The 20157-nt window shown below is 72.4% G+C and carries 19 protein-coding genes; 5 read left to right on the top strand and 14 right to left on the bottom strand.

Annotated features, from left to right (window positions below):
• Nucleotides 1-149: 149 nt before the first annotated feature.
• Both ACIBG4_RS24835 and ACIBG4_RS24830 read left to right on the top strand, forming a co-directional pair.
• Complete coding sequence (locus ACIBG4_RS24835; protein WP_397203816.1) at nt 150-1571, top strand: hypothetical protein; 1422 nt, start codon at nt 150-152, stop codon at nt 1569-1571.
• A 459-nt stretch (nt 1572-2030) separates the two neighbouring features.
• The gene (locus ACIBG4_RS24830; protein WP_397203815.1) at nt 2031-2303 is read left to right on the top strand and encodes a hypothetical protein; all 273 of its coding nucleotides are present in this window, start codon (nt 2031-2033) and stop codon (nt 2301-2303) included.
• A gap of 50 nt (nt 2304-2353) precedes the next feature.
• Here the strand turns inward: ACIBG4_RS24830 and ACIBG4_RS24825 are convergent, their stop codons facing one another.
• Nucleotides 2354-5656: an efflux RND transporter permease subunit gene (locus ACIBG4_RS24825; RefSeq protein ID WP_397203814.1), complete on the bottom strand. Its 3303-nt coding sequence runs from the start codon at nt 5654-5656 to the stop codon at nt 2354-2356.
• A gap of 107 nt (nt 5657-5763) precedes the next feature.
• On the opposite strand from ACIBG4_RS24825, the gene ACIBG4_RS24820 reads away from it, so the two are divergent.
• On the top strand, nt 5764-6225 hold the full coding sequence (locus tag ACIBG4_RS24820) for a MarR family transcriptional regulator (RefSeq protein WP_310713229.1): 462 nt from the start codon (nt 5764-5766) through the stop codon (nt 6223-6225).
• A 62-nt stretch (nt 6226-6287) separates the two neighbouring features.
• On the opposite strand, the gene ACIBG4_RS24815 is transcribed toward ACIBG4_RS24820, so the two are convergent.
• From ACIBG4_RS24815 to ACIBG4_RS24800, 4 genes are all read right to left on the bottom strand, one after another.
• Nucleotides 6288-7040 (bottom strand): SDR family NAD(P)-dependent oxidoreductase, encoded by a 753-nt coding sequence (locus ACIBG4_RS24815; protein ID WP_397203813.1) that lies wholly within the window; start codon nt 7038-7040, stop codon nt 6288-6290.
• A gap of 26 nt (nt 7041-7066) precedes the next feature.
• On the bottom strand, nt 7067-7936 hold the full coding sequence (locus ACIBG4_RS24810; protein WP_397203812.1) for a helix-turn-helix transcriptional regulator: 870 nt from the start codon (nt 7934-7936) through the stop codon (nt 7067-7069).
• 165 nt (nt 7937-8101) lie between these two features.
• Nucleotides 8102-10378, bottom strand: coding sequence for a HelD family protein (locus ACIBG4_RS24805; RefSeq protein ID WP_397203811.1), 2277 nt, complete (start codon nt 10376-10378; stop codon nt 8102-8104).
• A gap of 175 nt (nt 10379-10553) precedes the next feature.
• Nucleotides 10554-11576 (bottom strand): LacI family DNA-binding transcriptional regulator, encoded by a 1023-nt coding sequence (locus ACIBG4_RS24800; protein ID WP_397203996.1) that lies wholly within the window; start codon nt 11574-11576, stop codon nt 10554-10556.
• A gap of 65 nt (nt 11577-11641) precedes the next feature.
• Between ACIBG4_RS24800 and ACIBG4_RS24795 the strand changes: the two genes are divergently transcribed.
• Nucleotides 11642-12877, top strand: coding sequence for an MFS transporter (locus ACIBG4_RS24795; RefSeq protein WP_397203810.1), 1236 nt, complete (start codon nt 11642-11644; stop codon nt 12875-12877).
• A gap of 129 nt (nt 12878-13006) precedes the next feature.
• Here the strand turns inward: ACIBG4_RS24795 and ACIBG4_RS24790 are convergent, their stop codons facing one another.
• Nucleotides 13007-13609, bottom strand: coding sequence for a CGNR zinc finger domain-containing protein (locus ACIBG4_RS24790; RefSeq protein ID WP_397203809.1), 603 nt, complete (start codon nt 13607-13609; stop codon nt 13007-13009).
• An 85-nt stretch (nt 13610-13694) separates the two neighbouring features.
• On the opposite strand from ACIBG4_RS24790, the gene ACIBG4_RS24785 reads away from it, so the two are divergent.
• The gene (locus tag ACIBG4_RS24785) at nt 13695-14570 is read left to right on the top strand and encodes an alpha/beta fold hydrolase (RefSeq protein WP_397203808.1); all 876 of its coding nucleotides are present in this window, start codon (nt 13695-13697) and stop codon (nt 14568-14570) included.
• 180 nt (nt 14571-14750) lie between these two features.
• Here the strand turns inward: ACIBG4_RS24785 and ACIBG4_RS24780 are convergent, their stop codons facing one another.
• The 8 genes from ACIBG4_RS24780 to ACIBG4_RS24745 all read right to left on the bottom strand — a co-directional run bounded on the left by ACIBG4_RS24780 (nt 14751) and on the right by ACIBG4_RS24745 (nt 20104).
• On the bottom strand, nt 14751-15293 hold the full coding sequence (locus ACIBG4_RS24780) for a pyridoxamine 5'-phosphate oxidase family protein (RefSeq protein WP_397203807.1): 543 nt from the start codon (nt 15291-15293) through the stop codon (nt 14751-14753).
• A gap of 103 nt (nt 15294-15396) precedes the next feature.
• The gene (locus tag ACIBG4_RS24775; protein WP_397203806.1) at nt 15397-16485 is read right to left on the bottom strand and encodes an aldo/keto reductase; all 1089 of its coding nucleotides are present in this window, start codon (nt 16483-16485) and stop codon (nt 15397-15399) included.
• Between the two features lie 116 nt (nt 16486-16601).
• Nucleotides 16602-16814 (bottom strand): hypothetical protein, encoded by a 213-nt coding sequence (locus ACIBG4_RS24770; RefSeq protein ID WP_397203805.1) that lies wholly within the window; start codon nt 16812-16814, stop codon nt 16602-16604.
• Between the two features lie 39 nt (nt 16815-16853).
• Nucleotides 16854-17825 carry a YafY family protein gene (locus ACIBG4_RS24765; protein ID WP_310717374.1) on the bottom strand — a complete coding sequence of 324 codons (972 nt, stop codon included), beginning with the start codon at nt 17823-17825 and terminating at the stop codon, nt 16854-16856.
• 47 nt (nt 17826-17872) lie between these two features.
• Nucleotides 17873-18634: a sulfite exporter TauE/SafE family protein gene (locus ACIBG4_RS24760; RefSeq protein WP_397203804.1), complete on the bottom strand. Its 762-nt coding sequence runs from the start codon at nt 18632-18634 to the stop codon at nt 17873-17875.
• A gap of 156 nt (nt 18635-18790) precedes the next feature.
• Nucleotides 18791-19204 (bottom strand): hypothetical protein, encoded by a 414-nt coding sequence (locus tag ACIBG4_RS24755; protein WP_397203803.1) that lies wholly within the window; start codon nt 19202-19204, stop codon nt 18791-18793.
• Between the two features lie 174 nt (nt 19205-19378).
• Nucleotides 19379-19777, bottom strand: coding sequence for an STAS domain-containing protein (locus ACIBG4_RS24750; RefSeq protein ID WP_397203802.1), 399 nt, complete (start codon nt 19775-19777; stop codon nt 19379-19381).
• A 24-nt stretch (nt 19778-19801) separates the two neighbouring features.
• Nucleotides 19802-20104, bottom strand: coding sequence for an STAS domain-containing protein (locus ACIBG4_RS24745; protein ID WP_397203801.1), 303 nt, complete (start codon nt 20102-20104; stop codon nt 19802-19804).
• Nucleotides 20105-20157: the final 53 nt, after the last annotated feature.

Genomic DNA, 20157 nt, shown 5'->3' with positions numbered 1-20157 from the left:
GTCCTGGGAGAAGAGGTCCGGCATGCTCTTCTGGCGTGATGGCGTCAATGTCTGAGGTGTCAGCGAGGGACTCCGAAGCCATCGAGAGAAGCGTCGAAGAGCATGTCCGGACCGGCCATCGCATCCGTCTCGGACCGACATGGCTGACGGTGTGTCCCGATGGTGTCCCGCTGCCCGACCATGGCTGGAAACTGCACGTCTCCTCCCGGTCGGCAACCTATTCGGAGCTGGTCGAGAAGCTCGTTCCCCTCCTTCTGGCCGAGGGCTGCGTGTTCAAGCTCGCCCGCTCGCACCAGGTCCTCGACAGGCTGAACAACGGCTACAGCGCCCCGGCGAGCGTCGGGAAGGCGTTCACGATCTACCCGGACCAGCGGCGTGTCCGGGGGCTGGGCCTGGAGCTGGCCGAACTCCTGCGTGGTCATCCGGGGCCGCGGGTGCTCAGCGACCGGCGGGTGGACCAGGACTCCCCGGTGTACTACCGGTACGGCCCGTTCAGGAAGGCCGGCGACTCCGGCGCGCGGGGACGGTTCGCCGCCCGGATCGACGGGCCCGGCGGAGAGGAGTTCGAGGGGCGCGCCGGCCTGCACTACGAGCAGCCGGCCTGGGTCGTCGATCCGTTCACCGGCCAGCGCCCCGGTGAAGAGAGCGCTCCGGAGGAGCCGGCGGTCCTCGGCCACCACTACCGGGTCGTCGAGGGAATCCTCGAATCCGCGCGGGGCAACGTCTATCGAGCCGTCGATCAGCGCGACGGGACGAAGGTCGTGATCAAGCAGGCACGCGCCCTGGTGGACGAGACCGCCACCTCGGGCGACATCCGCATGCGGCTGCGCAACGAACGCCGGGTCCTGCACGCGCTCAAGGACTGCCCCGGTGTCCCGCGATTCCTGGATCACTTCCGGCACGGACAGGACGAGTTCCTGGTGACGTCCGACGCCGGCCCGGTCAATCTCGCCGAGGACGTCGCCCGGAACGGTCCGTACCCGATCGACCCGCATCCCGGCGCCGGAGATCGGCGTCGCCTCGAAACGCTCGGCCGGCGACTCGCGCGGATCCTCCTCGACCTTCATGCGCGCGGCGTCGTCATGCGCGACCTCGCACCGAAGAACGTGGTGATCGACGGTGACCGGGTCAGCGTCGTCGACTTCGGCGTGGCCGGCTACGACGGCCTGCACCTCCCCGGAGGGACGCATGGCTATGCGCCGGCGCGGCAGCGGCGCGACGAGCCGCCACTAGACACCGACGACCTGCACGCCCTCGCCATGACGCTGCTGTTCGCGACGTGGCACATGCGGCCGGTCACGCGGGAGGACGACTCCGATCTGCCCCGCGAGCACGCGCTCCGGGCCATCCGGTCCGCCCACGGCGAGGAGCCGGCCGGAGTGATCGGCATCATCGCGGACCTGCTCGGCGACGAGCACACCGCCCGGACCGCACTGCGGCGGCTCGCGGCCGGAGAGCTCCCGATCCCGCCGACCACCGAGAGCCCACCCACCACCGAGAGCCCGCGCACCGCCGAGGTCTCGGGCGCCACGCGGACAAGGATCCGGACGAGGACGGAGCCGTCTCGCTGATGACCGGGCCGGCCGGAGTCCTGGGCTTCCTCCGCCGCCTCGCCCGGCAGGGCGGCCGGACGCCCCTGTACTTCTGGACGTCTCGCGGAAGATGAGCCGCGCGACCAGGATGATCGCCTCGGTCCTCGCACCGGCGACGCGATCGGGGACATGCTGCGCGACGCCTACCGGGCATCTCTGACCTCGGACGCCGCCCCGGTCCTCCAGATCGTGGAACGCGACGACGGCCTGGTGAAGTCCCTTCCCGTCGCGTGCGATCGACATCTCCCCTGGCGCGCTCGAGGTGTGCAGGCAGCAAGGGATCCGGTCAGCCGTTCTCGGCACGGTCGACGAACACGCCGCGACGGGGGCGCGTTACGACAGCTTCCTGCTCCTGCGCCAACCTGGGCCTGCTGGAAAGCCGCGAGCGGGCGCCGCGGTTCCTGCGGGCTCTGGCCGCGATGGCCGCACCCCGGTGCCGTGATCGTCGGCCAGGGCAACAACAGGACCGATTGCGACGATCCACAGCATCTGCCCTACAACGAACGGAACCTGCGGGCCGGCCGCATCGCCGGACAGCGGACCATGCGGATCCGCTATCGCGACGTGGCGACGCCCTGGTTCCACTACCTGTTCCTGGCACCACGCGAGCTCGCCGACCTGGCCTCCGGAACGGGCTGGGAACTCACCGACGCCAGCTATGACGAGAACTCGACGGTCGACCACATCGCCACCCTCCGCCGAGTGGGCTGACCGGCGGGATGTGGCGTCCCGCCGGTCGGCCGCGTTCGGTCAGCCGCGTTTCACGGGGTGGGGGCGAGCACCTTCGGCTCTTCCGCCTTCGGCTCGGCCGGGCGGCGCCGCATCCGCTCCTTCGCCCGCTCGACCATCACGTACAGCGTCGGCACGAGCACCAGCGTCAGGAGCGTGCTGGTGATCAGGCCGCCGATGACCACGATCGCCAGCGGCTGCGAGATGAACCCGCCCGATCCCGTCACGCCGAGCGCCATCGGCGTCAGCGCGCAGATCGTGGCCACCGCCGTCATGAGGATCGGCCGCAGACGGCGCCGGCCGCCCTCGATGACCGCCTCGACGATGCCCAGGCCCTGATCGCGGTACTGGTTGATGAGGTCGATGAGCACGATCGCGTTGGTCACCACGATGCCGATGAGCATCAGCATGCCGATCAGCGCCGGCACGCCCATCGCGGTGCCGGTGGCCACCAGCAGGCCGACGGCGCCGGTCGCGGCGAACGGGATCGACACCAGCAGGATGAGCGGCTGGGCGAAGCTGCGGAACGTCGCCACCATGATCAGGAAGACGATCGCGATGGCCGCCAGCATCGCCATGCCCAGGTCGGAGAACGCCTCCTGCTGGTCGGCCGACGCGCCTCCGATCTCGTACGTGGCGCCGCCGGACAGGTTCAGCTTCTTCAGGCGGGTGTCCAGCGTCTGCGTGAGGCTGCCCAGGTCGCTGCTCGTGGTCTTGGCGGACACGGTCGCCGAGCGGTCGCCGTCGATGCGGGTGACCTGCGTGGGCCCGGCCACCTGCTTCACCTCGGCCACCGACGACAGCTTGACCAGGCCGGCGGCGGTGGGCAGCTTCAGGTTCTCGATCGCCTTGACGTCGTCGGGAGCGTCGCCGGTGCGCAGCACCAGGTCGCTGGCCCGCCCGTCGAGCGTGAGCTGGCCGAGGGGGGCGCCGCGGAAGGCCTGCGCCACGCTCTGGCCGATCTGCGCCTCCGTCAGGCCCTTGGCCGCGGCCTTCTCACGGTCCACCCGCACGTCCACGCGGGGCGCGCTGGCCTCCAGGTTGGAGGTGATGTCCCGCAGTCCGGTCACCTCGCCCATGGCCGCCTTGACCTGGTCGGCCGCCGAGCGCAGCGCCGCGCTGTCGGGCGCCTGCACGATCACGTCCACCGTGTCGGAGGAGAAGCCGCCGCCCGAGCCGCCGACGCGCACCTCGCCGACGTCCTTCATGCCGGCCAGCCGATCGCGCAGCGCCTGCTCCACCTTGGGGGTGTCGGCGTTCTCGGCCAGGGTCAGGGAGTACGAGGCCCGGTCCGCGCCGGCGCCCCCGCCGAAGCCGCCCTGCAGCGCGTTGCCGCCGCCCACCGTCACCTGGTACGACTCGACGCCGTCCAGGCCGGTCAGCACGCCCTCGACCTTCTTGGCCGCCGCGTCGGTGGTCGCCAGGTCGGTGCCGACGGGCATCCGCTGGGTCACCGACACCGTGTTCTGGCCGGAGGAGTCGAGGAAGTTCGTCTCCAGCCGGCTCGTCAGGCCCATCGTGCCGATGAACACCGCCACCCCGACGAGCACGGTCACCAGCTTGTAGCGCGTCGCGAACCGCAGCACCGGCAGGTAGGCGCGCTGCAGCGGGCTGCGCAGCTCCTTGGCCTCGGCCTCCTCACGCTGGGCGCGCGCCTGCTCGGGTGTCAGGTCGGGGGCCTTGAGGAACCAGTACGCCAGCACCGGGATCACCGTCAGCGACACCAGCAGCGAGGCGAGCAGCGCCACCGCCACCGTGATCGCGAACGGCCCGAACAGCTCGCCGACCATGCCGCCGACCACCGCGATCGGCGCGAACACCGCCACCGTCGTCAGCGTCGAGGCCGTCACCGCGCCCGACACCTCCCGGACCGCCGACAGGATCGCCCGCAGCTTGGGCTCGCCGTAGCCGAGGTGGCGCTTGATGTTCTCCAGGACGACGATCGAGTCGTCCACCACCCGGCCGACCGCGATGGTCAGCGCGCCGAGCGTGAGCATGTTCAGCGAGTAGTCGCCGGCCCACAACGCGATCAGCGCGATGATCACCGACAGCGGGATCGACACCGCGGTCACCAGCGTGGACCGGATCGACAGCAGGAACACCAGGATGACCAGCACCGCGAACGCCAGGCCGAGCAGGCCCTCGGTGGTGAGGTTCTCGATCGACTCCTGCACGTACGGCGCCTGGTCGAAGACCACCTCGACCGCCGTGTCGGAGGAGTCGCCGAGGGCCTTGGTCAGGTCGGGCAGCTTCTCGCGTACGTCGCCCGAGATGCTCACCGCGTTGCCGTCGGGCGTCATCGTCACCGACACGCCGAGGCTGGTCTTGCCGTCGGTACGGGTGATCGAGGTCGGCTCGGCCAGGCTCCGCTCCACGGTGGCGACGTCACCCAGCTTGACCGGCTTCAACGCCTTGACCACCGGCTGAGCCTGCGCCGTCTGCGGCCGGCCCGACTGCGGCTGCCCGCTCTGGGGCTGGCCGGCCTGGGGCTGGCCGGCCTGGGGCTGGCCGGCCTGGGGCTGGCCCGCGCTCTGCGGCTGGCCGCTCTGGGGGCGGCTCGCCTGCGGCTGCGCGGTGGAGGGGGCCTGCGGCTGGGCGGGCGTCAGGTAGAGGGCCTTCAGCTTCGCCACCGAGTCGACCCGGGCGCCCACCTGCACGGTCAGCGACCTGCCGTCGGAGGTGAGCGTCCCGGCCGGGACCGGCGTGCCGTTGGCCCTCAGCACCTCGGGGATCTGCGTGGCCGACACCCCGGCCTTCGCCATCTTGCCCAGGTCCGGGGTGATCGTCACGACCTCGTCCCGGGTGCCCGTGACCGTCGCCTCCCGTACACCCTTGATGCCCTGCAACTCCGGCAGCATGACCTGGCGCAGCTTGTCGGCCATCGCCCGTGAGTCGCCGCCGTCGCCCACCGCCAGCACCATCACCGGGATGTCGTCGGTGTTCCCGGCCCCGACCTGCGGCTCGACCCCGGACGGCAACTGGGGCTGCACCCGGCTGACAGCCTGCTGCATCTTGTTCAACGACGCCTCGATGTCCGTGCCGAAGGCGAAGGCGACCTGGATCTGCGCCAGTCCCTCCTTCGACGTCGAGGTCATCTGCTCCATGCCGTCGAGTCCCTGGAAGGCGTCCTCCAGGGGCTCGGTGACCTGGTCCTCCACGATCTCCGGGGACGCCCCGGGATAGGAGGCGATCACGAAGGCGCCGGGGAAGGCCAAGGACGGCAGCAACTGCTGTTTCAACTGCGGAATCGTGAACGCGCCGAATGCGCTGAGCACGACCGCGACCAGGATGACAAGCGTGCGGTTGGCGAGGCTCAACCGGGCGAGTGCGGTCATGAGGGGTCCCTCCAAGTGTTCGCCCCGAGACTAACACTTCGCCCCATACGAATATTTAGGACAAGGCGAGCTTCCTGATAAGCTTCTCAGGAAGCGAAGAGGTGAGAGTGGACGACGAACGCGAAGACCTGATCCGCCGGATCACGGAGACCCAGCGGGGCCTCGGGCGGGCCTTCGCCCGGCACCCGTCTCCCCTGTTCAGCTCCAACCTGACGATGCGCCAGCTCAAGGTCGTCATGGTCCTGGCCCTCCACGGCTCCGCCTCGGGCCAGGAGCTCGCCCACGACCTCGGCGTCGGCCTCGGCACGGTCACCGGCATCGTCGACCGCCTCGTCGCCCAGGGACTGGTCAGCCGGCACGAGGACCCCCACGACCGGCGCGTGCGCCGGGTCGAGCTGACCGCCGAGGGCACCGACCTCATCGGGCGCATCCAGGACGCCGGCATGCAGCACTACCGGCGGGTCATGGAGCACCTCGACACCGGCACGCTGCGCACCCTCGACACGATCGTCCGCCGCATCAGGGACATCGCGGAAGACCTGGAGAAGGAAGAGACCTCCCGCGGCTGAGTGGACCATCCGGCTGAGCCGTGGAAAGGCCGTACCCGACTCCTACGGCTGTCGCAGGGCCGTCAAAGGCGCAGCCCGAGGGGCGCCGCTCCCACGAGGCCGCCGTCGATGACGAGGTCCTGACCGGTGATGTACGACGCGTCGTCCGAGGCCAGGAAGGCGACGGCGGCGGCGACATCGTCCGGGTGGCCGAGCGAGCCGAGCGGCACCTCCGCCAAGATGCGGGTCTCCGCGCCGGGGTCGATGGCGGACCGGTACATCTCGGTCTCGATGTAGCCGGGGCTGACGGAGTTGACGCGGATGCCACGGGGCGCGAGGTCGGTGCCGAGCGTGCGGGCGAGATTGTGCACGGCCGCCTTGCTGGCGGCGTAGATCGAGGCCACCGGGAGGCCGCGGTGCAGGGTCCAGGAGGCGTTGATGACGACAGCGCCTCCTTCGCCCATCAGCGGCAGCGCCTGCTGGATCGTGAAGAACACTCCCTTGAAGTTGATTCCGACGGTGCGGTCGAAGTCCTCCGGGGTGAACTCCGGCCTGAAGTCCGCGATTCCGGCATTGGCGAAGACCGCGTGGAGGGCGCCGCGCCAGGTCTCGATGCGTCGCACGAGGAGAGCGAGGTCGGCGTCGACGCTGACGTCCGCGCGGACGGGCAGGACCCGCTCGGAGCCCAGGCGTTCTGCCGCGACGTCGAGGCGGGCCTGGTCGCGGCCGGTGATGACGACGTACGCGCCCTCGTCGAGGAGCCTGCGCGCGGTCGCGAAGCCGATGCCGCTGGTGCCGCCGGTGATCAAGACTGTTCTGTTCGTGAATCGCTTCATGCCGACGATCCTCGAACGGCGCGAGCCTACGCGGCAGTGTTGGCTGAACCTGGGTCTGACACCACCATCAGGCGCTCCAGCAGAGCCGTCGTTCCCGTCCCGGGTGCGGGGGTGTGCAGCGACAGGCGGTGGCCCGGCAGCTCGGGCAGCGGCAGGGTGGTGGCCTCGAAGGTCAGCGTCCCCAGACCGGGGATCTCCACGGCCTTGGTGCCGTGGGTGGGGCCGCCCACGGGGAGTTCCGCCCAGATCTCGGCGAAGGCGGGGCTCGCGGCGCACATGTCCGAGGCCAGGCGGCCGAACTCGGGATCGTCCGGGTAGCGGGCGGCGTCCGCCCGGAACAGGCCGATCATCGCTCGTGCCGTGTCGTGCCAGTCCACGACTGCCGCCCGGTAGCGGGCGTTGGTGAAGAAGCTGACCAGGCAGTTGTGGTCGTACTCGTTGCACTGGAACACGACCTCCGCCGCGCGGTTGACCGCGAGGACGTTCCAGTGCCGGTCGATGACGTACGCGGGCCGCGGCAGCCAGCCCTCCAGCAGTCGCCGCACGGCATCGGGGACCCGGCCTTCGGACGGGGCCGCCTGCGGCGGATTGAGGCCGGCGAGGAGGTACAGGTGCTCGCGCTCGGTGGGCTCCAGGCGCAGCACCCGGGCGATGGCGTCCAGGACGTCGGCGGAGACGTTGATGTCGCGTCCCTGCTCCAGCCAGGTGTACCAGGACACTCCTATGCCGGCGAGCACCGCCACCTCCTCCCGCCGCAGCCCGGGCGTACGGCGGCCCTCGCCTGCCGGCATGCCCACGTCAGCGGGCGTCACCCGGTCTCGCCGCGACCGGAGGAACGCACGCAACTCGGCACTGCGCCGCTGCCGCGCAGCTGTGGAGAGCCGGGAGATGTCCATGAGGTCATGCTAGTGACAGACCTCGTCCGGACAGCGCGCCCAGGCGTGTCGCTGCCCGGGGGCGCTGGTGACCGGCCGGGCCGTCCCGCGTGCGAGCGCGCTGTGCCCGCAGCGTCCTTCCGGACGGAGTTCGGACGACGGCCCGGCGCCTTTACAAAGTAGATTTCAGCGGTGGAGCCGGGACAGCACCTCCGGCAGGTCGCCCTCGTGGACGACCGTCAGCCGGCGCGTCGCCCGCGTCACCGCCACGTACAGGTCCTGGCCGCCCTTCGGCGACTGCGCCAGGATCCCCGCCGGATCCACCACCACGACCGCGTCGAACTCCAGCCCCTTGGACCGGGTCACGGTCAGCGCCACCACCGCCTCCTCCAGGTCGTCGCCCGGGAACAGCGCCGCCACCCGCGCGTGCAGGGCGTCCGGGCAGATGACGCCCGCCCGGCCCTCGCCGATCGCGGCCAGCTCCTCCGCCACCAGCCGGGGCAGCTCGGCGATCCCGCACCGCACCGCCCGCGGCTCGTCGCCGCCCTCGCGCACCGACTCGGGCGGCTCCTCCCCCGGCGCCACGGAGCGCAGCACGTCGGCCGCCACGCGCATGATCTCCACGGGCGTCCGGTAGTTGACGAGCAGCCGCTCCTCCCGCCAGCGGCCCTTCAGGTGCGGGTCCAGCACCCCGGCCCAGGAGGCGGCGCCCGCCGCCGAGCCGGTCTGCGCGATGTCGCCCACGATCGTCAGCGACTTGGCCGGGACCCGCCGCATCACCATCCGCCAGGCCATCGCCGACAGCTCCTGCGCCTCGTCCACGATCACGTGCCCGTAGGCCCAGGAGCGGTCGGCCACCGCCCGCTCGGCCGTGGTCAGCTCCTCGCCGCCGTCCGCGTGCCGGCCGGCGAGCACGTCGGCCCGGCCGAAGACGCCCTCCTCCAGCAGGCCCGTGGACTCCAGCACCTCGCGGGCGTACAGCTCCTGCTCCTCCCACTCCGCGCCGGCGGCACGGGCGGCGGCACGGGCCGCGGAGTCGTCCTCGCCGAGCAGCTCGGCGGCCTCGTCCAGCAGCGGTACGTCGCCGACCGTCCACGGCGCGTCCGCCGGCCGTACGAGCAGGGGCCAGTCCACCCCCGACGGGCACACCTCCCACAGCGTGTCGGAGGAGGACAGCAGCTCGGAGATCAGCCGCTGGGGCGTCAGCTCCGGCCAGAGCCCGTCGATCGCCTCGCGCACTGGCGGCTCCTGCCACAGCCGCCGGGCGGCCAGCTCCACGTCCAGCTCGTCCAGGTCGCCCTCCAGGTCGAGCGGTTCGGCCAGCTCCGGGTCCTCCAGCTCCATCTCGGGCAGGCGCAGCGACTCCTCCACCGCCCGCGCCTCGGCCCGCGCGAGCTCCTTGAGCAGCTCGGTGACGAACAGCTTGCGCGCCATGTTGTGCCGCAGCCGCACCGCGCGCGCCCGGTCGCGCAGCCGCAGGCACGTCTCGTGCGGCACTCGCAGCGTCAGCCCGTCGAGGCGCACCTCCAGGTCGCCGCGAGGAACGCGCTGGCGGGCGCGCACCGCCGCCTCCACCACCTCGGCCATCCGCGCGTCGCCCTTGACCACGGCCACCTCCGGGTCGTCGGCCGCCACCGCCCGCACGCCGGGGAACAGCTCGCCCAGCGTCGCCATCACCACCTGCGTCTCGCCCAGCGACGGCAGCACCTGGCCGATGTAGCGCAGGAACATCGCGTTCGGCCCGATCACCAGCACGCCGCGCCGCTCCAGCGTGTCGCGGTGGGTGTAGAGCAGGTACGCGGCCCGGTGCAGCGCCGCGACGGTCTTGCCGGTGCCGGGACCGCCCTGCACCACCAGCGCGCCCTGCAGCGCCGAGCGGATCACCCGGTCCTGCTCGGTCTGGATCGTGGCCACCACGTCGCCCATCCGGCCCGTGCGCCCCCGCCGCAGGGCCGCCAGCAGCGCCGCCTCGCCGACCAGCGTGCGCCGGTCGCCGTCGCTCATCTGCTCCAGGTCGAACACCTCGTCGTCCAGGCCCACGACCGTACGGTCCTTGAGATGCAGGTGGCGGCGGCGCAGCAGCCCGTCGGGGTCGCCGGCCGTGGCCACGTAGAAGGGGCGGGCGGCAGGGGCGCGCCAGTCGATCAGCACCGACTCGTGCTCGGCGTCGCGCAGCCCGATCCGGCCCACGTACAGGCTCCGGCCGGACACGTCGTCGATCCGGCCGAAGCACAGGCCGCGCTCCACGGCCCGCAGCCTGGCCAGCCGCCGCGTCTGCTCGGCGGCCGCCACCTCACGCTCCACCCGCGCCTGCCGGGTGCCGCCGGCCCCGCCGCCCAGGTGCGCCGTCCGCAGCGCCTCCTCGGCCCGGGCACGGGCCTCGTCGAGGTGGCCGTAGAGCGCTGAAACAGTCACCTGTTCCTTGTCAAGGGCTTCCGCGAGAGCATCTTGACGCTTACTCATGCCGTGGTATACTCCTTACGGGAGGACTGCGAACCGCCGCTCATTCTGTGTCGAGCATGCGAGCTTAACCCTCCCGTCGAGCCCGCCGCAACCACGCAGGTCCGCGGCGCCCGCGACCTTCACGGCGCGTTGAGCGGTTCCAGGTCCCTTGCCCGGAGCGCGCGCTTGACCGTGGTCATCGGCGGGTGGAGTCCCGCAGGACCAGGCGCCACTCGATCGGGCCGGTCTCATCCGCCGCTTCCTCGCCCAGGACCAGTTGCGCGCAGCGAGCTCCCTGGGCGCGCAGGTTCTGCGCGACGGTCGTCAGCCCGGCGGCGGCGGCCGCGTCGGTGTCGTCCCAGCCGGTGACGGCGAGGTCGCCGGGGACGGCGAGACCGGCACGGGCGGCCGCCCGCATCAGGCCCAGGGCGAGCTCGTCGCTCATGGCCATGACCGCGTCCGGGGCGTCCGGCCCCGCGAGGAGCGCGGTGGCCAGGGAGCCCGCCTCGTACGCGCTGTTGCGTGCGCACACCGCGACTCGCACCTGCGGCCATCGGCCGCCGGTTGCCTCCCAGGCGTCCCGGACTCCGCGCAGGCGCTCACGGGTCACGCGGAAAGTGGCCTCGGCCGGATCCAGCCCGTTGCGGACCCCGGTCGTCCGGGCGCGATCGAGCGGGAAGCTGAGCACCATCGGCCGCCGGGCGCCGGCGAGGGCCTCGGCGGCGACGGCGCGGGCCGCTGCCCTGTCGTCGATGGCCACGAACGGCACGTCCCGGTGCTGTGGTCCGCCGTGCACGACGGCGGGCAGACCGGTGGCGGCCACCGCCGGCAGCACGGGGTCGTCGTCGCTGGTCGTCCAGACGACGAAACCGTCCACCGCGGCCTCGGCGACCCGGTCGGCGTCGGAGGGCGCCCCGGTGATGGGCACGATCGTGAGCCCCAGGCCGTGACCGGCGCACACCTCGGCGACGCCGGCCAGGAACCGGGTGGCCTGAGGATCCTCGAAGGCGTACGTCAGGTGCTCGCCCAGCACCACCCCGAGACTGCCGGTCCGTCCCCTGCGCAGCGAGCGGGCCCCCGGATGAGGGCCGGGGTATCCCAGCCGCGTGGCGGCCTCGCGCACCCTGGCCCGGGTGCGTTCGGAGACGCGATCAGGCTGGGCGTAGGTGTAGGAGACGGTCATCACCGACACCTTCGCCGCGCGAGCCACCTCCGCCATGGTCGGCCGGGGCCGAGAAGGGTCTTTGGCCATGCCTCACCCTATCTTGTGTATCGTTACACTCCATGTGTAACGATACACAAACGAGCATCCATCATGGTCACATCCGGGCCTGGGTACCGTACGCGGGATTCACTGTCTTCGGTGCGTTCTGGGGCGTGTGGGGCGCATCCGTCCCCGCCATCCGCGACCAGGCCGGGCTGACCGATGGCCAGCTCGGCACGGCGCTGCTGTTCGTCGCCGCCGGTGCCCTGCCCGCCATGCCTCTCGCGGGCCGGGCCGTGGACCGGTGGGGGCAGCGCGTCACGGCGATCACCCTGACGTCGCTCGGGATCGCCGGCGTCGCCGTGGCCGTCACCGCTCGCGACCTGCCGGCCCTGTCCGTAGGACTGGCGGTTCTCGGCGCGTCGTCCGGCGCCGCGGACGTGGCCATCAACGCGGCGGCCGGCTCCGCCGAACGGGCCAACGGCCGTCCAGTCATCACCCGGGCGCACGGCTTCTTCTCCTTGGCCGTGGTCGCGGCCAGCCTCGTCACCGGCCTGCTGAACGCCGCCGGCCTGCCCGTGGTCGTGCCGTACTTGCTGGTCGTGCTCGCCGCCGGCGCTGTGAGCACCGCCATCGGCACCGGCGATCGCCCGCAGGCCGATCCCGGCCGCCACGATCACGCCCGCACCTCAGCCGCGCACAGCCGGCCGGGTCTGCGCGCTCACCTGCCGCTCCTGCTCGTCGCGGGCGCACTGGGGGCGCTCGGGTTCGCCGTGGAGAACGCTCACCAGAGCTGGAGCGCCGTCTACCTCGCCGATACCGTGCACGCCGGACCCGCGCTGGTCGGCACCGGGCCCGCGGTCTTCGCACTTGCCGTCTCGCTCACCCGCTTCGCGATCAGCGCGGTGAAGGCCCGTCGTGCCTGGATCGTCCTCACCGCCGGCGCGGTGATCTCCGCGGCGGGGACGTCCCTGCTGGCCCTCACCGCGTCTCTCCCTCTGGCTCTGCTCGGGCTGGCCCTGGCCGCCGTCGGCACCGCCGTGCTCTTCCCCACCGTGCTCGGCCTCGCCACCGCGAACGTCCCCGCCGCCACCCGCGGTGCCGCCACCTCGGTCGTGTCCACCATGGCCTATGTCGGCTACCTCGCCGGGCCGGTGTACGTGGGGCACTGGGCGCAGACGACCGGGCTGCCGGGCGCCATGCTGGCCGTGGCGGCACTCTCCACGGCCTTGGCGCTGCTGGCGTGGCCCGCGCTCAGAGCCGTCGTCCCCTCCCGGGACAGCACCGAGGTGAGCCCGAAAGCCGCCAGTACTTGATCTTGTTGCCGCCGGAAGCCCCGACCGGCAGTGCGGGGCATGGGCCTTGATCTGGCGGGCCGGCGCGAGCGCGGCCTCGACCTCGCCCCACGCCGCATCCGGGTCAACGCGGACGGCGCCCCGGGTGCGTCAGGGGGACTTGTGCCGCTGGTAGTAGCGGGCGACGCGGGCGCGGTTGCCGCAGCGGGCGGCCGAGCACCACCGGCGGCGGGGGTGCGCGGGCAGGAACAGCATGACGCAGTCGTCGGCCTCGCACTCGCGGACGCGCCCGGCCGACGGGTCCGCCAGCAGGTCGGCGGCGGCCTCCGCGAGCCACGCCGCCAGGCGGCCGCCGAGCGGGCCGGTGCGCCGGAGCGCCGCCGTGACCGACGTGCCGTCCCAGGTCAGCTCTCGGATCGCGGGCGCGGCGCGCTGCGCCGCGTTGAGCCCCTCCAGGGCGGCGGCGGGTGGCCGCCCGCCCTGGCGGACGTGGTCGATCGCGGCCGCCACGTGCTCCCGTACGGCGTGAACGGCCGCCACGTCGCCGGCGGTGAGCCTCGCCCACGTCCCGGCGGCCGGGGCATGCGCGTCCTGGAGCCCTGAGCCGGCGAGCCGGTCGGACTGCAGGGCCAGCCAGGCGGCGAGGGCGTCCGGGGTCGCCAGCAGGTCGGCGGGGCCGTCCGCCAGGCGCGGGCGGGTGTTCACCAGGTCCAGGGCCAGCGGCTCACCCGTCAGGGGCACCACATCGCTCATATCACTAATGGTACATCCTCGGATTGACGCATTAGCCTATGCTCCGCTACAACTAATGCATCATCCTGCCGAGGAGGCATGTGAAATGACGTTTCCCGTGGTCACCCGAGTCGTCCACCGCCGTGTCGACGTGGACGGCGTGTCGGTCTTCTACCGGGAGTCGCTCCCCGAGCGGCCCGACGCGCCGGTGCTGCTGTTGCTGCACGGGTTCCCGTCCGCGTCGCACCAGTTCCGGCGGCTGATCGACGTCCTGGGCGGCCGCTACCGGCTGATCGCGCCCGACTACCCCGGATTCGGGCACACCCGCACCCCCGGGGGCTTCGTCCACAGCTTCGACCGGCTGGCCGACATCACCGAGGGGTTCGTGCGCGAGCTCGGGTTGTCGCGGTTCGTCATGTACGTCTTCGACTTCGGCGCTCCGGTCGGCTTCCGCCTGGCCGAACGCCACCCCGAGTGGATCGCCGGGCTGGTCGTGCAGAACGGCAACGCCTACGAGGAGGGCCTGTCGCAGGGCGCCCGCGCCTTCGTGGCGCTGCGGCCGGAGGTCGAGGGCGACGAGGAGACCGTACGCGGCCTGCTCACCCTGGAGGGGACGCGCGGCCAGTACGAGACGGGCGCCGGCGACCCCGAGCTGCTCTCCCCCGACGGCTGGACCCTCGACCAGCACTTCCTCGACCTGCCCGGACGCAAGGAGGCACAGGTGGCGCTGGCCTTCGACTACCACTCCAACGTGGAGCGCTACCCGGCCTGGCAGGCGTGGCTGCGCGAGCACACGCCCCCCGCGCTCATCGTCTGGGGCCGCCACGACCCGTTCTTCCCCGAGCCCGGCGCCCACGCCTACCTGCGCGACCTGCCCGGCGCCGAGCTGCACGTGTTCGACACCGGGCACTTCGCCCTGGAGGAGAACCTGCCGGAGATCGCCCCGCTCATCGCGGCCTTCCTCGACCGCTCATGGACCTGAGCGGCCGGGCACCCTGACCGGACATCGGCCGGGCCCCGTCGCCGAGCATCGGCCGGGCGCTCGCCGAGCATCGGCCGGGCGCTCGCCGGGAACGGCCGTGCGCTCGCCGAGCATCGGCCGGGCGCTCGCCGGGAACGGCCGTGCGCTCGCCGAGCATCGGCCGGGCGCCCTCGCCGGGGATCACTTGCGGCGGAACCGCCGTACGCCCCGTCCCTCATGCCAGGCGTCGATCACCACCTCGTCGCCCTCGACCCGGGTCCACGCCACCTCCGTCAGCTCGACCCGGAACAGGTGGGAGCCGGTGCCCGGCAGCTCGAACGCCGCCACCACCTTCTCGTCGGTGATCTCCACGGCCCTGCCCGCCAGCTTCACGTCCCCCTCCCACTCGGGTGCGGACCCCTCCCCCGCGGAGGACTCCGCCGTGGAGGACTCCGCCGTGGGGGGCTCCGCCGTGGGGGGCTCCGCCGTGGGGGGCTCGGGGGCGGGTGAGGTCGTGTGGATCGCCAGGCGCGGGTCGCGCCGCAGGTCGAGCGCCTTGACCGCCCCCGCCATCGACCCCAGCCACAGCTCGCCGTCGCGGAAGTCGGTCTCGGTGCCGCTGACCCGCGGCGAGCCGTCCCTGCGTAGCGTCGCCAGCACCTTGTGCCGGTACTTCTCCATCAGCGCCCGCGCGACCTTCGCCAGCTCAGGCGCCTGCCCCTCGAACTCCAGCCATGAAGCCATGCCGGCCATCATGCACGACCCCACCGACAGAATCCGCGCCGGCAGTCCGGCCCCCACCCCACCCGTGCCGCCGTCCCGGCCCGTGCCGCCGTTCCTGGAGCGGCTACTCGGCGGCGGCGGCGCGGTCGGCGACCGGGCGGCGGCGCAGACCGGTGTCCGTCAGCGCCCGCGGCCGCCACACCCCGTCCGCCTGGTAGAGGTCCGTGCCGGGCGGCACGATCGCGTCGATCCGGTCCAGCGTCTCGTCGTCCAGGGTCAGCGACGCCCCCTTGAGCAGCGACTCCAGCTGCTCCATCGTCCGCGGGCCGATGATCACCGAGGTGACGCCCGGATGCGCCACCGGGAAGGCCACCGCCAGCTCCGGCAGCGAGCAGCCGATGCTCTCGGCCACGGCCGTCAGCTCCTCGACGGCGTCGTACTTGGCCGCGTTGCCCGGGAGCGACGGGTCGAACCGGGCCGGCGTGCGAGCGGCCCGGCCCGTGGACAGGTCCACCGGCCGGCCCTTGCGGTACCTGCCGGTCAGGAAGCCCGAGGCCAGCGGCGACCAGGTCAGCACGCCCATGCCGTACTTCTGGCAGAGCGGCAGCACCGACGTCTCCACGCCCCGGCGCACCAGCGAGTACGGCGGCTGCTCCGTCCTGAACCGCATGAGGCCGCGCCGCTCGGCGACGTGGTGGGACTCGACGATCTCCTCGGCGGGGAACGTCGAGCAGCCGAACGCGCGGATCTTGCCCTCCCGCACCAGGTCGGTCAGCGCCCACAGCGTCTCCTCCAGGTCCGTCCGGTGGTCGAACCGGTGGACCTGGTAGAGGTCGATCCAGTCGGTGCCCAGGCGGCGCAGGCTGTTCTCGACCTCCTGGACGATCCAGCGGCGCGAGGCGCCCCCGCGGTTCGGGCCCTCCCCCATCGGGAAGTACACCTTGGTCGCCAGCACCACGTCGTCACGGCGGCCCTTCAGCGCCTTGCCGACGATCTCCTCGGACTCGCCCGCCGAGTACATGTCGGCCGTGTCGACGAAGTTCACGCCACGGTCGAGCGCGGCGTGCACGATGCGGACGCAGTCGTCATGGTCGGGGTTGCCGGCGGCGCCGAACATCATGGCGCCGAGGCAGTGGACGCTCACCTCGATGCCGGTGCCCCCGAGAACGCGGTAACGCATGGACGTGCCCCCTGTGCGGTCGGAAGGGTTCATCGGCCGCTCCTGGAGCGGCCGGGCCACGTCGCACGCTAGTCCCTGGAGTCGGCTCCAGGTCAACCCGGGCAGCTCACCGCACGCCCGTATGCGCGCCTCGCGTGAGGCGGCCGGGGTCAGCCGCGCCCGTACTTCTTGTGCACCGCCTGCTTGCTCACGCCGATCGCGTCGGCGATCTGCGCCCACGGGAGCCCGGCGATCCTGGCCCTGCGCACCTGGACCGCCTCCATGCGCTCGATCTCGTGGCGCAGCGCCGTGGTGGCCCGCAGCGCCAGCAGCGGGTCGTCGTCCTGCGCCTGCCGCATGAGGGTAGCCAGGTCGTTCGTCATGCCCCAACGGTAGACGAACGGGAGCGGGACCGATCCCGGTCAGCCGTACATCTTCGCCAGCTCGGCGACCGCCTCCGCCATGAGCTCGCGCAGCTCCGGCGGCCCCAGCACCTCGACGGCGGCGCCCATGCGCAGCAGCAGCCAGCACGCGTGCCGGATCGACTCGACGGGGACGGTCATCGTGCGCCAGCCGTCGGCCTCGGGCGGGCCGCCCTCCTCCATGGCGGCGGCCACGGCGTCGCCGCCCAGGGTGTAGGCGAGCAGGCTCTCTGTGCCGGGAGCCACCCTGATGCGGGCCTCGGCGGTGTACATGCGCTCGCGGAACTCCTTGGCGTACGCGTGCCAGAACTCGGTCAGGTCGAAGCCCTCGGGCCGCTCGAAGCGGCCGGGCAGCGTCTCCAGCGTCAGGACACGCGAGACGCGGTAGGTGCGCGGCGTACCGCCGGGCGGCGCGGCCACCAGGTACCAGGAGCCGCCCTTCAGGACCAGCCCGTACGGGTGGACGACGCGCTCGACCTCCTCGTTGCCCCACCGCCGGTAGGTCATCCGGATCGGCCGCAGCTCCCACACCGCCTCGGCCACCCCGCTCAGGTGGGGCGCCTCGTCCGGTCCCCGGTACCAGCCGGGCACGTCGAGCAGGAAGCGCTCGCGCATGCGGGAGGCGTACGAGCGGGGCTCGGGCGGCAGCGCGGCCAGCAGCTTCAGCTCCGCGTTGGCCGCCACCTCGGCCAGGCCCAGCTCGGCGGCCGGGCCGGGCAGGCCCGCGAGGAACAGCGAGGACGCCTCCTCGGCGGTCAGGCCGTTCAGGCGGGTGCGGTAGCCGTCGAGGAGCTGGTAGCCGCCGGCCGGTCCGCGGTCGGCGTAGACCGGCACGCCGGCGGCGGACAGCGCCTCGACGTCGCGGTAGACGGTGCGGACCGACACCTCCAGCTCGTCGGCCAGCTCGGTGGCGGTCATGCGCCCACGCGTCTGCAGGAGCAGGAGGAGGGACAGGAGGCGGCTGGCGCGCATGCCGCCAGTCTAGGGATGGTCCGCCGGACGAGCCCCCCGCGGCGACGTCAGGCGAACTGCTGCCAGCCGAGCCGGAGCACCATGGCCGCGACGACGACCAGGAGCACGATCCGCACGAAGCCCGCACCGTTCCGCAGCGCCATGCGGGCGCCGACCTGCGCGCCGGCGACGTTGAACAGCGCCATGCCGAGCCCCAGGCCCCACAGCAGGTGCCCCTGCCAGGCGAAGACGAACAGCGCGCCGAGGTTCGTCCCCGTGTTGATGATCTTGGCGGAGGCGGAGGCGGAGACGAAGTCCAGGCCGAGGATCGTGGTGAACGCGATGATGAGGAACGTGCCGGTGCCCGGGCCCATGATGCCGTCGTAGAAGGCGATCCCGACGCCGGCGACGGTCACGGCGGCCACGATCCGGCCCCGGGTGCGCAGGTGCGGCTGGGGCACGGAGCCGAGCGCCGGCCGTAACGTCACGAAGGCGGCCACGCCCAGCAGGACGACCATGACGAGCGGCCGCAGCACCTCGGCGGAGATCGCCGCCGCGGCGGAGGCGCCGAGACCCGCGCTGAGCACGGCGATCCCGGCTCCGGGCAGCGCCACCTCACGGTCGAACTTGGTGGTGCGGGCGTAGGCCACGGCGGCCGAGGCGGTGCCGAACACGGAGGAGAGCTTGTTGGTGGCCATGGCCTGCACCGGCGGAACACCGGCCACCATGAGCGCCGGGAGCTGCAGCAGCCCGCCGCCGCCGACGACGGCGTCCACCCAGCCGGCGCCCGCCGCTGCCGCCAGCAACACCAGCACCTGTTCCAGTGGCACGCCACTCCCCCGACCGCTTCGACCTGGATCAACCCAGTCGAGGGTATAGGTCGGGTTTAGATGGCTTTGCCCCACCCCGGAGCGGGGCGGGGGGGAGGCCGGGGACGGTCCGGCGCGCGGCGTCAGGGAGGCGAAGGCCGCACGCCGGGCGCGCTCTCAGCCTTCGACCACCTCTTTGGCCTCACGGCCGTGGACGGTGAGCGCGTAGAGGACGACGAGGTCCACCGCGATGACGACGAGCGACCACCAGGGGTTGACGGCGATCCAGATGAGCTGGGTGACCGCGTTGAGCATGACGAGGACGACCGCGACGACGCGCGCCCACGTCTGGCCCGCCAGGAGTGTGGCGCCGACCACGACCAGCAGGATCCCGAGCACGAGATGCACCCATCCCCACCCCGTGAGGTTGAACAGCAGCAGGCGCCGGGCCGTCGCCACGTAGAAGTCGCCACTGAAGATGGCGTACAGGCCGGAGACCACGTTGAACAGGCCCGACATGAGGATCATGATGGCCGCGAACCACACCCAGCCCACCCACCCGGTGACGTGGTGCCGCGTTTGATAGGTCATGGCGAATCCCCCCGAAAACGTCCTTCAGCCACACTCCGCACATGGCTGTACGGAGCGCATCATGTACCGACAGTAATGACATGGAAGCCTTCACGGCTCTTGTCGCGGTAAATGTTGTGGCTGGGAGATTTGGTGGGCTCTGACGCCTTCTCACCTGGAAGGGGGAGCAAGCGGTCAGGCGGGCGCCGAGCCGTCCACCAGGTCCGGGTCGAGTGGCGACTCCCGCTCGTCCACGGGCGCGGTGAGCGCGTGATCGACCGTCTCGTGGATCCGCAGTGCCTCGGCCGCGCCGGTGATCTCCAGCAGGCGGGCGGGTAAGGGACGCATCCCGGCCAGGTGGAGACTGCCGCCGGTGCCGCGGACGAAGGCGTCGGCGCTGATGAGCACGCGCAGCCCGGAGCTGGCCATGAAGGGCATCCCCCTCAGATCCAGCACCAGCCGCTCCCCCGGGGCGGGGCACGTCCCGCGGATGAAGTCCTCGAACTGGCCGGCGGTCGTGGCGTCCACCGCGCCGTGGACGTCGATCACGCTCGCCCCCCGCAGTCGCTGGGAGGAGAGGGTCAGGGATGTCATCGATACCTCGCGCCGGGGGATCCGTCAGATGGTCAGGTGGAGCATGGCCAGCAGGCGGCGCATCTGCGCGGGAACCTCACTCACCGTCGCCGAGCCCTCGCGGACCAGGCCGAACAGGACACGCGCGCCGGAGACGTCGATGAAGGACAGCCTGGTCAGGTCGATCACCAGCCGGCCGCCGACCCGGCCGGCCTCACGCAGCACGCGCGCCAGCGTGGGGCTGTTGGTGCAGTCGACCTCACCGGCGAGCGTGACGACCGGGTAGCCGGGCGCCGCACCGGCGGTGACGCTCAGCAGCCCGTCGGCGTACAGCACCCGTTCGGTCACCGGAGTCTCACCACTGGAGGGAGGGGTGTCGCCTTGCAGCACGTCGTCGCCCC

This window comes from Nonomuraea sp. NPDC050383, assembly GCF_044459125.1.
In the GTDB taxonomy this organism is placed as follows: Bacteria; Actinomycetota; Actinomycetes; order Streptosporangiales; family Streptosporangiaceae; genus Nonomuraea.
Note: the sequence above shows the minus strand (reverse complement) of the source record. Positions and strands in the feature narration are given on the sequence as shown.